This window comes from Pandoraea sp. PE-S2T-3, assembly GCF_002179965.1.
Taxonomy (GTDB): Bacteria; Pseudomonadota; Gammaproteobacteria; order Burkholderiales; family Burkholderiaceae; genus Pandoraea.
On the sequence record NZ_NGUQ01000006.1, the window covers coordinates 1 to 10,686 of the forward strand.

At 63.3% G+C, this 10,686-nt stretch carries 8 protein-coding genes; 1 reads left to right on the forward strand and 7 read right to left on the reverse strand.

Features of this window, described 5'->3' with window-relative positions; all coding sequences use genetic code 11:
• Positions 1–335 precede the first annotated feature (335 nt).
• The 7 genes from CDV46_RS01660 to CDV46_RS01690 form a co-directional block, all read right to left on the reverse strand.
• The gene (locus CDV46_RS01660; protein WP_058380173.1) at positions 336–743 is read right to left on the reverse strand and encodes a RidA family protein; all 408 of its coding nucleotides are present in this window, start codon (positions 741–743) and stop codon (positions 336–338) included.
• A 2-nt stretch (positions 744–745) separates the two neighbouring features.
• A complete protein-coding gene (locus CDV46_RS01665; protein ID WP_087686747.1) occupies positions 746–1,216 on the reverse strand; it encodes an acyl-CoA thioesterase in 471 nt (156 codons plus the stop codon).
• A gap of 14 nt (positions 1,217–1,230) precedes the next feature.
• Complete coding sequence (locus CDV46_RS01670; RefSeq protein WP_087686746.1) at positions 1,231–2,874, reverse strand: AMP-binding protein; 1,644 nt, start codon at positions 2,872–2,874, stop codon at positions 1,231–1,233.
• Between the two features lie 82 nt (positions 2,875–2,956).
• A complete protein-coding gene (locus CDV46_RS01675) occupies positions 2,957–4,165 on the reverse strand; it encodes an acyl-CoA dehydrogenase family protein (RefSeq protein ID WP_176398981.1) in 1,209 nt (402 codons plus the stop codon).
• Between the two features lie 13 nt (positions 4,166–4,178).
• Positions 4,179–5,042, reverse strand: coding sequence for an enoyl-CoA hydratase family protein (locus CDV46_RS01680; protein ID WP_087686745.1), 864 nt, complete (start codon positions 5,040–5,042; stop codon positions 4,179–4,181).
• A gap of 64 nt (positions 5,043–5,106) precedes the next feature.
• Positions 5,107–5,931, reverse strand: coding sequence for an SDR family NAD(P)-dependent oxidoreductase (locus CDV46_RS01685; protein ID WP_087721625.1), 825 nt, complete (start codon positions 5,929–5,931; stop codon positions 5,107–5,109).
• 9 nt (positions 5,932–5,940) lie between these two features.
• Positions 5,941–8,283, reverse strand: a complete 2,343-nt coding sequence (locus tag CDV46_RS01690) for a bifunctional salicylyl-CoA 5-hydroxylase/oxidoreductase (protein WP_087721627.1) — start codon at positions 8,281–8,283, stop codon at positions 5,941–5,943.
• 528 nt (positions 8,284–8,811) lie between these two features.
• Between CDV46_RS01690 and CDV46_RS01695 the strand changes: the two genes are divergently transcribed.
• On the forward strand, positions 8,812–10,680 hold the full coding sequence (locus CDV46_RS01695) for a ShlB/FhaC/HecB family hemolysin secretion/activation protein (RefSeq protein WP_140413269.1): 1,869 nt from the start codon (positions 8,812–8,814) through the stop codon (positions 10,678–10,680).
• Positions 10,681–10,686: the final 6 nt, after the last annotated feature.

The following is a 10,686-nucleotide window of genomic DNA, read 5'->3' on the forward strand; positions in this document are numbered from 1 at the left end:
TGAGGGTCACAACTGTGATGAGTTGGATTTGCCCGCAACGTACTGGCTGACACAGGCCGAGTTGGACAAAGTGCAGGGCGAGCAGAAAGCTGCATAACTGACAGCCCGGCAGGGAATCAAACAAGAACGCCAGACGATGTCTGGCGTTTTTGTTTGGCGGGAAGAGGAAACGAAGAGCGGAGGGGGCGGTGTCGCCGGAGGGACCAGCGACGTGGGTAAGGATAGACCGGAGCCCCTTCCCGAGGCGAGTTGAACACTGTCTGAGCAGCGGGAAGGGGCTTCGGTCTGTCCAGCGGGGAGGTTTTCGGCCCCTTCCCCACAAGCGAAACAAAAAATCAGGCTGCCGGCACCACTGCGGTGACTTCGATTTCCACCTTAGCTTCGTCCTCCACAAGATCGGCCACTTCCACCGCCGTCATCGCAGGAAAATGGCGCCCGATGACTGCGCGATAGTGCTCGCCAATCGCCGGATAGTTCGCCACATACTCCGCTTTGTTCTTCACGTACCAGGTCATGCGCACGATGTGTTCCGGCTTCGCGTTGCCTTCCGCGAGAATCGCCACGATGTTTTCCAGCGTCTGACGCACTTGCAGAGCGAAATCGTCCGTCTCGAAGCGTTGCTGTGCATTCCAGCCGATCTGACCGCCTACAAACACGATGCGGCTGCCTACTGACATCTCGAACGCCATGCCGTTCGCGTAGCCGCGCGGTTTCGCCCACTCGGGCGGTTGCAGAACTTGCAGCATCAGGTCACTCCTTCAATTACAGAATCGGGTGCGGCAAAGCGCACAATTGCCGCGCGCTGGGCTGGGGGCACGGCGATGGGTGCGGGCTTGCCGCCCTCGCCTTTCGCGACCCAGACCAACACCAGCGTGGCTTGCAAACGCGTCTCGTCGTTTGCGCCTGCGAAGCGGATGCGCAGCGTCATCGACGAGCGTCCGAGACGCGTGACTTCTAGCGAACGCGACAGCGTATCGCCCAAAAAACTCGGTGCACTGAACCGGCATTCGACATTTGCCGTCGGCACGCCCAGTCCATCGCGCAGGTGCATTTCGCCGAAAGACAAACCTAGCCCTTCGGCGCACCAGTCTTCGACCAGATCGTTGATCATTTCGAAGTAGCGCGGGTAAAACACGATGCCTGCCGGATCGCAATGCTTGAAGCGCACCAGCAGCGGCTTCACGAACGCATGCGCGGCCGCGTCAGTCGTCGACATCATTCACTCCTCCCTTACTGCGCCATCTGCCGCAGCTTGAAGCGCTGCAATTTACCCGTTTCCGTGCGCGGCAGCGCGTCCACAAATTCAATGGCACGCGGATATTTATAAGGCGCGATGTTAGCCTTCACATACTCCTGAAGCGTCTTCACCATGGCCTCGTCGCTCGGTTGCCCCGGCTTGAGCACCACGTACGCCTTCACGATCTGCCCGCGCGCGTCGTCGTTCGCCCCTACCACGCCGCACTCCGCAACGGCGGGGTGCTGCAACAGCGCCGACTCCACCTCCGGGCCCGCGATGTTATAGCCCGCCGAGACGATCATGTCGTCCGAGCGCGCCTGATAGTAGTAATTGCCCGCTTCGTCGCACATGAACGTGTCGCCCGGCAGATTCCAGCCTTGCTTCACATAGTTCTTCTGGCGCGAATCCGCGAGATAGCGGCACCCTGTCGGGCCCTTCACCGCCAGCTTGCCGACCTTGCCCGGGGGCAGCGGCTGCATGTTCTCGTCAACGATCATCGCGATGTAGCCCGGCACCGGCTTGCCGATAGCGCCCGGCACCACATCGCCGTTCGCGGCCGAGATGAAGATGTGAATCATCTCCGTGCCGCCGATCCCGTCGATCATCTCGATCCCCGACGCCTGCTTCCACAGCTGGCGCGTCGCATCCGGCAACGCCTCGCCCGCCGAGACCGTCTTCTTCAGGCTCGATAGCGTGTACTTACCTACCAGCCCAGCCATCTGACGGTAGAACGTCGGCGCCGTGAAGCAGATCGTCGCGCGATAGTCCTGAATGGCTTGCAGCAGCGAGTCCGGCGTGAGCTTTTCGAGCAGCACCGTCGCCGCCCCCACACGCAGCGGGAACGTAAGCAAGCCGCCCGTACCGAAAGTGAACGCTAACGGGGGAGTGCCGCAGAAGATATCGTCCGGCCCCGGCTTCAGCACGTGACGCGGGAACAGATCGCACATCGCGAGCACGTCGCGATGAAAGTGCATTGTGCCCTTCGGCTGCCCCGTCGTGCCGCTCGTGAACGCAATCAGACAGACGTCGTCCACCGCCGTGTCGCACGCCTCGAAGCTCGCCGGCTGACGCGCCATGCGGGCCTCCAGTGAGTGCTCACCTGCGTCGTGGAAGTACACCACCTGCGTCAACGCCGGACAGAAATAGTCATGCCCCGTCTGACGATTGAATTCCAGCTCTTCCTTCAGGCGGCCGTCGCACAGTGCGGCGCTGACCTCCGCCTTGTCGATGATTTGCTTGAGTTCCTTCGCGCGCAACAGCGGCATCGTCGGCACGCCGACCAGCCCCGCCTTGATCACCGCGAGCCATGCTGCCGCCATGAACAGATTATTCGGGCCGCGCAGCAACACACGATTGCCCGGCACCAGTGCCATGTCGTTGCACAACACATGGGCGATCCGGTCGACCATCTCGCGCAGACCGCGATACGACGTGGTCGTCGGTTGCCCGTTCTCGACCGAGTAAATCGCCGGGGCATCGCCGCGCCCTTGCGCAATCGTGCGATCGAGCAATTCCGCTGCGCAGTTGATGCGCGCCGGATACGCCACGTCGGGATTGTCGAGCAGAAACTCGGGCCACTGATCTGCGGGCGGCAGATTGTCGCGCGCGAAAGTGTCGAGATGTCCAGATCGTTCCATGTGCTTCTCCTTGCCCCCGGTAATCCAGCAATGCAGCATGAGGTCGGCCCGTGGCCGGCGGTCAACGTGCCGTTAGCAACGTTCAGCCGTCTTTGAGCAGTTCGCGCGCGATGATCAGCTTTTGCACTTCCGTAGCCCCTTCGTAAATTCGCAGCGAGCGAATTTCGCGATAGAGCCGCTCCACAATGGCGCCCGACACGACCCCGGCACCACCAAACATTTGCAGCGCCCGGTCGATCACCTGCTGGGCCGATTCCGTCGCGAACATCTTTGCCATCGCGGCCTCGCGCGTGGTGCGCTGCCCCAGCACATCGCGCTGCCATGCGGCGCGGTACGTCAGCAGCGCCGCCGCGTCCACGGCCGTCGCCATGTCACCCAGCGCTGCCTGCGTCAGTTGAAAGTCGGCAAGCGTCTGACCGAACATCTGACGCGACTTGGCACGCGCCAGCCCTTCGTCGAGTGCACGACGCGCGAAACCCAGCGCCGCCGCCGCCACCGATGCCCGGAAGATATCGAGCGTCATCATTGCGACCTTGAAGCCCTGCCCCGCTTCCCCCAATCGCTGCGACGCCGCCACCCGGCAGTTCTCGAATTTGAGCCGCGCGAGCGGATGCGGCGCGCTCACGTCGATGCGCTCAGCAATCGTCAGTCCCGGTGTGTCCGCGTCGACCACAAAGGCGCTGATGCCACGCGCGCCCGGCGCTTCTCCCGTGCGCACAAACACGCAATAGAAATCCGCGATGCCGCCGTTCGAGATCCACGTCTTCTCGCCGTTGAGCACGTAGTGATCGCCGTCGAGTGTCGCCGTGCAGGCCATTGCCGCGACGTCCGAGCCTGCGTCGGGTTCCGACAGGGCAAATGCTGCGATCGCCTCACCCGCCGCAACGCGCGGCAGATAGCGTTGTTTCAGATCGTCGCTTCCGGCGAGCGTGATGGCGCCGCTACCCAGCCCTTGCATGGCGAAGGCAAAATCGGCCAGCCCGTCGTGACGCGCCAGCGTCTCGCGCAGCACGCACAGGGCGCGCGAATCCAGTTTGTCGAGCGCGCCGCCATGGCTGGCCGGTACGCAATACTTCAGCCATCCCGCGCGCCCCAATTGGCGCACCAGCGACACGCAGGTCGCATCGGTGTCAGCGTCATGATCGACATGCAGCTCTTGCGTGCACCACGCGTCGAGTTGCGTGCCGAGCTGGCGATGCGCGTCGTCGAAGAACGGCCACGCGAGGAAGTCGCCATTGCGGGCGTTCTGCGGGGTGCTGGCGTGCACGTTGTGCGTCGTGTTCTGGCTCATCGTTTGGTTCGCCTCAGTCGCCCTTGAATACCGGCTTCTGCTTCGCGACGAAAGCGTCGTAAGCGCGGCGGAAGTCCTGCGTCTGCATGCAGATGGCCTGCGCTTCGGCTTCGGCCTCGATGGCCTCGTCCACACCCATGTTCCACTCCTGATGCAGCAGCTTCTTCGTCACACCATGTGCGAACGTCGGGCCGCAGGCGATCTGATCGGCCAGCGTTTGCGCTGCCGAGAGCACCGCGCCGCCATCGTGCAACGCGTTGAAGAAGCCCCATTGCAGCCCCTCCTCCGCCGTCATCACGCGACCGGTGTACAGCAGTTCCGATGCGCGGCCCTGACCGATCATGCGCGGCAGCAGCGTGCAGGCGCCCATATCGGCACCGGCCAGCCCCACACGCACGAAGAGGAATGCCGTCTTCGTCTGCGGCGTGCCCAGACGCATGTCCGAGGCGAGCGCCATCATCGCGCCCGCACCGGCGCAAATGCCGTCGATTGCGCTAATGATCGGCTGCGGACACGCGCGCATCGCTTTCACGAGGTCACCCGTCATGCGCGTGAAATCGAGCAGTTCCGGCATGCGCATCTGCGTGAGCGGGCCGATGATTTCATGCACGTCGCCGCCCGAGCAGTAGTTACCGCCCGCGCCTGTCACGACCACCGTCTTGATGTCCGTCGCGTAGACCAGACCACGGAACAGATCGCGCAGCTCGGCGTACGAGTCGAACGTGAGCGGGTTCTTCTTGTCGGGCCGGTTCAGCGTGATGGTGCCGATGCTCGGACGCCCTTGCGCGTCGTTCGACACCGACCACAGAAAATGTTTGGCCTCGAAGTTCGCGAACGGGCGCTTGTGGTGCGCCATGGTCAGTTTCACGTCACTCATTACATTTGCCTCCTTGGGTGTCATCGGCACCGCGACCGGGCCATCTGACGCCATTCGATTGTTATCAGCCCGTCAGGACTTCGCCACCCGCGACCGCGACCGATTGGCCGGTGATCGCGCCCGCGCCGGGCTGACACAGCCACAGCACCGTGTCGGCGACTTCATCCGGTTGCACCAGACGTCCTTGGGGATTGTGTTTGGCCAGCTCGGCGCGCGCCTCTGCTTCGCTGCGGCCCGTTTTTGCGACGATGTTTGCAATCGTGTCGCGCAGAATGTCGGTCTCGGTGTAGCCCGGGCAGACAGCATTGACCGTCACGCCCTTCTTGGCGACTTCCAGCGCCAGCGCCCGCGTGAGACCGATGACCCCGTGCTTCGCCGCGCAATAGGCGGTGACGTACGGATAGCCGACCAGCCCGGCCGTGCTCGCCACATTGACGATGCGGCCCCAGCCGGCGGCCAGCATCGCGGGCAGTGCTGCCTGAATGCAGTGGAACGTCCCGGTCAGGTTCACGCCGATCATCTGTTGCCACAGCGCGCTGTCGGTCTTGCCGAACGGTGCGCTCACCGCCTGCCCTGCGTTGTTCACGAGCACCTGCACCGGGCCGAAGCGTTCCGCTGCGCGCGCGAAAGCGGCTTCGACCGCGGCGGCGTCGGCGATATCCGCGCTCACCCAGTTGACCTCACCGTGGGACGCCAGTGCCTCCGTCCCTGCCGCAAGCGCGGCCTCGCTGCGCCCGAGCAGCGTGACACGCGCGCCCTTTGCGAGCAGCGAGCGCGCCACCGCTTCGCCAATGCCGCGCGCCCCGCCCGTCACGAGGGCGTGCACGCCTTTCAGCGAAGTGGGCACTGCGGCATTAGCGGAATTAGCCGGTGTCGTTTGTTGCGTCATCACGCGTCCTTATTTACCGATCTGTTGTGCGTAGGCGGCAGCACGTTCCAGATTGGTCTCGTACTGACGTTTGCCGGCATAGTACTGCGCTGGCCACGCGAGATCCTTGTAGCCGATCTTTGCGGCTTCGTGCAGCGTCCAGAACGGGTCGGCCAAATGCGGACGTGCCAGCGCGCACAGGTCGGCGCGGCCCGACGCGATGATGCTGTTCACGTGATCGGCCTCGAAGATGGCGCCCACGGCGATCGTCGGAATACCGGCGTCGTTGCGCACGCGATCGGCGAACGGCGTCTGGAACATGCGGCCATAAACCGGCTTTTCTTCCTTGCTCACCTGCCCCGACGAACAATCGATGAGGTCTGCGCCTGCGGCCTTGAAGGCACGGGCGATGAGCACCGCGTCGTCCGGCGTAATGCCGCCTTCGACCCAGTCGCTGGCGGAAATACGTACCGACATCGGTTTGTTCTCCGGCCAGACGGCACGCACGGCGTGGAACACTTCGAGCGGATAGCGCAGGCGGTTCTCCAGCGAGCCGCCGTATTCATCGCTGCGCTGGTTGGTCAGCGGCGAGATGAAGCTCGACAGCAGATAGCCGTGCGCGCAGTGCAGTTCCAGCCAATCGAAACCGGCCTCGGCGGCGCGGCGCGTGGCTTGCACGAAGTCGTCTTTCACGCGATCCATGTCGGCGCGGGTCATCTCGCGAGGCGTCTGCGAGACACCGTCGATATAGGGCAGCGGCGAGGCGGAGATCAGCGGCCAGTTGCCCTCATCGAGCGGCTGGTCGATGCCGTCCCACGCGAGACGCGTCGAGCCCTTGCGTCCGGCGTGGCCGATCTGCATGGCGATTTTCGCGTCGCCACCGGCGTGCACGAAGTCGACGATACGTTTCCACGCGTCGCGTTGGGCGTCGTTCCACAGCCCCGGGCATCCCGGCGTGATACGCGCGTCCGGCGACACGCAGGTCATTTCCGCGACGATCATGCCCGCGCCGCCGAGCGCACGGCTGCCAAGGTGCACCAGATGGAAGTCTCCCGGCACGCCGTCAACGGCTGAATACATGGCCATCGGCGACATCACGATGCGATTCTTGAGCGTGAGCCCGCGTGCCTTGAACGGCGTGAACATCGGTGGAATCGAGTGCTGACCGGCGGCGCGCTCCACGCCGGCGTGCGATGCAAGCCAGTCCTCGAAACCGTCGACATAAGCCGCGTCGCGCACGCGCAGATTCTCGTGCGAGATGCGCTGCGAGCGGGTCAGCAGCGAGTAGGCAAATTGTTCCGGCGAGAAATTGGCGTAGCGATCGACGGTCTCGAACCATTCCGTGGAATTACGTGCGGCGTTCTGAATCTTGAGCACTTCGATGCTGCGCGCTGCCTCGTAATCGTTGAGAACACGCGGCAGCGCATCGACACCGTCGGTCCCCAGACCGTCGGCCAGCGCGATGGAATCTTCGAGCGCGAGTTTGGTGCCCGAACCGATGGAGAAGTGCGCCGTGTGTGCGGCGTCGCCCATCAGCACCACCGGCACACGTTTGCCGTCCATGTCGTTCCAGTGCACCCAGCGCTCGCAGATCACGCGCGGGAACTGAATCCAGATCGCCGAGCCGCGCAGGTGCTTGGCGTTGCTGAGCAGTTCATTGCCGCCGAGATACTTGGCAAACAGTTGCTCGCAGAACTTCACGCCCTCTTCCTGGCTCATCTGGTCGATGCCGTGGGCGCGCCAGACTTCCTCGGGGGTCTCGACGATGAATGTCGACGTGTCGGCATCGAACTGGTAGGCGTGGGCCTGAAACCAGCCGTGCTCGGTTTTCTCGAACGCGAAGGTGAAAGCGTCGAAGCGTTGATGCGTGCCGAGCCAGACGAAGCGGTTCTTGCGCGTGTCGATGTCGGGGCGGAACGAGTCGGCGTAACGGGTGCGAATGCGGCTGTTCAGGCCGTCGGACGCGATCACCAGATCGGCCTGATAACGGCGGGCGATCTCCTGATCGTCGGCAACATCCGTCTCGAAGACGAGTTCCACGCCGAGCGCTTCGCAACGTGCCTGAAGAATATTGAGCAGCTTCTTGCGGCCGATGCCGATGAAGCCGTGGCCGCCCGATGTAATGGTGCGGCCTTCGAAGTGGATATCGATGTCGTCCCAGTGATTGAAGGCCTCGTTGATCTGTGCGGCGCTCACCGGATCGGCAACCTGGAGGTTATCCATGGTGGCGTCGGAGAACACCACGCCCCAGCCGAAGGTGTCGTACGGACGATTGCGCTCGACCACCACCACGCGGTGCGACGGCTGGCGCAGCTTCATCAACAACCCGAAATACAGGCCGGCAGGACCGCCACCGATACAGACGATATTCATCTTCACCCTCCGGAAAACACAGACCACGCACCGTTCACGTCGATCTTTGTTAAATCGTAAATAGTTTATGCCTAAAATACTAGCGAAAAAAATTACCCGCTACAAGCTCGGATTTCAGGCCAGGGGGTGGGGAAAACGCGAGGTATCGGCGAGCAGTTGACGAGCAGTTGGCGCGCGATTGCCAAATGCTGAAATCATGCGTCCAGATGCCAAAAAGAGCTTGGGATATCACGTAACACCGTATCGGACGATTCTGATTCTCGTCATTTGAGCGATTTTTACAATTACAAGTCATCGCCAGACTGACAAAATCGCTGTCTGTTTCGCCATCTGTGGTTCTCATTGCAAACCCCGGCCTAACGCGTAGGTGTAAGCCCCCCCCGGCCGTAGCACGCCCGTCGTGCTCACTTTTACGCCCTCCTCCCGCACCTGCGTGCGCATACGAAATGACACGTACCGACGACCTCCGGCCGACGGGTGTCTTGTCGCGTGCTGCGTTTTTCGAACCCATCACCGGGCAATGCATTCGTGAAACTCCGTGACCGTCCTGATTTTTTCCTGTCCCGCGTTGCCGCAGTGTTCGTCCTCGCCCTCCCGCTTGCGGCGAAAGCGGCAGCCACGGCGGGCGCAGCGGTCGTGGCGCAACCCATGCAACCGGTTGCCCTCCCCGAGCTTCGAGGCCTTCGCGACGCCACCCGTCAGGGCGTGCAAGACCAACGTCTCGAACAGCAACGGCGCGAGACCGAAGAGCGGGAGCGACGCAGCGACGCCCCCGATGTCCGGCTGTCCCCCGTCACACCTGTGGCGCCCGCCACATCAACGGCTGACACCGCGCCACTGACCACGCTACCGGCGGAAGCGCCATGCGTGGTGCTTCGCGACATCGATGTCGCCGCCGTGGACGGTACGCCTCTCCCGCCGTCACTCGAATTCCTACAAAGCGCCCTGACGCCGTTCATCACGCAGTGCGCGGGGGCTGCGGGGGTCGCCCAGATAGCCACCTTCGCCACAGATGCCGTGTTGACCCGCGGCTGGCTGACGACACGCGTGGTGGTGCCCGAACAGGATCTGACGGACGGGCGCCTCACGTTGCGGCTAATCCCGGGGGTGATCTCTGCCGTCAGGTTCAGCGATCCGGACACCCGCACCTCATGGCGGGCCGCGCTGCCCGTGAGCGAGGGCGACGTGCTGTCACTCGCCGCACTCGAACAAGGCCTTGAACAGCTCAAGCGCATGCCGAGTCAGGACGCCGACATTCGCATCGAGCCGGGTGAAATGCCGGGCACGAGCGTGCTGGTCATCGATACCCAACGCCGTCGTGCGTGGCGTCTGCTCGCCTCCGTCGACAACAGCGGCACCCGGGACACGGGGCGACTGCAAGGACAACTCGCGCTGGGTATCGACAACGTGCTGGGGTTGAACGATCTGCTTGACGTCGCGGTACAGCACGACCTTGCCACCGGCGACGATCGTTTCGGCGCGAAAGGCGGGAGTCTGAGCTACTCATTCCCGTGGGGCTACAACACGGTTTCCCTCTTCGGCAGTACGCGCGCGTACTTCCAGCGCATTGCCGGGGCGAATCAAACATTCGTGTCGAGCGGGCGTAATCAGATCGCCGAACTGAAGGTCGAACGCGTGGTGCAACGTGACCGCAACGGTAAGACCGCACTCGACGTACGACTCGGCCGCCGGTTCGGCAAGAGCTTCATCGAAGACTTCGAAATCTCGCAGCAGTACCGGAACAACACCTATTTGCAGCTCAGCGTGGCGCGCCGCCAATACCTTGGCGCGGCACAGGCCGACATCGTGCTGGGCTACCGGCAAGGCATGCCGTGGTTCGGCGCGCAAGACGATTTGCGTGACCCGGTCACCCAACGCCCTACGCCGCAAACCTACCGCTACCGCGTCGTCTTGCTGGATGCACAGTGGTCGGTTCCGCTGCCCGCATTGCCGGCATTTCCCGCGCTATCCATCGGTCCGACACCGTTGCGCTACGTCGGTGTCTTCCACGCGCAGACCACCGCCAACGCCCTATGGGCCGTCGACCAGATCGCCATCGGTGGCCGATACAGCGTGCGCGGCTTCACAGGCGACTACACGTTGAGTGCGTCGCGCGGCTTCTTTCTTCGCAACGAAATCCATCTGCCAATAGGCACAAGCGCACACGCGCTCTACGTCGGCATCGACTACGGACAGGTCTTCGGCCCGGGCACGCGCGACCTACCCGGCACGCGGCTCGCGGGCGCTGTCATCGGCGCACGCGGTCAGTTCGGCGCCAACGCCGGCGCGTTCGTCAGCGCCAGTTACGACGTCTTTCTTGCCAAGCCGCTCTATCGCCCGGCCGGTTTCCCGGTCAGTTCCGCCGTTGCCGGCTTCTCCCTCGCCCTTCGCTACTGAGACTTT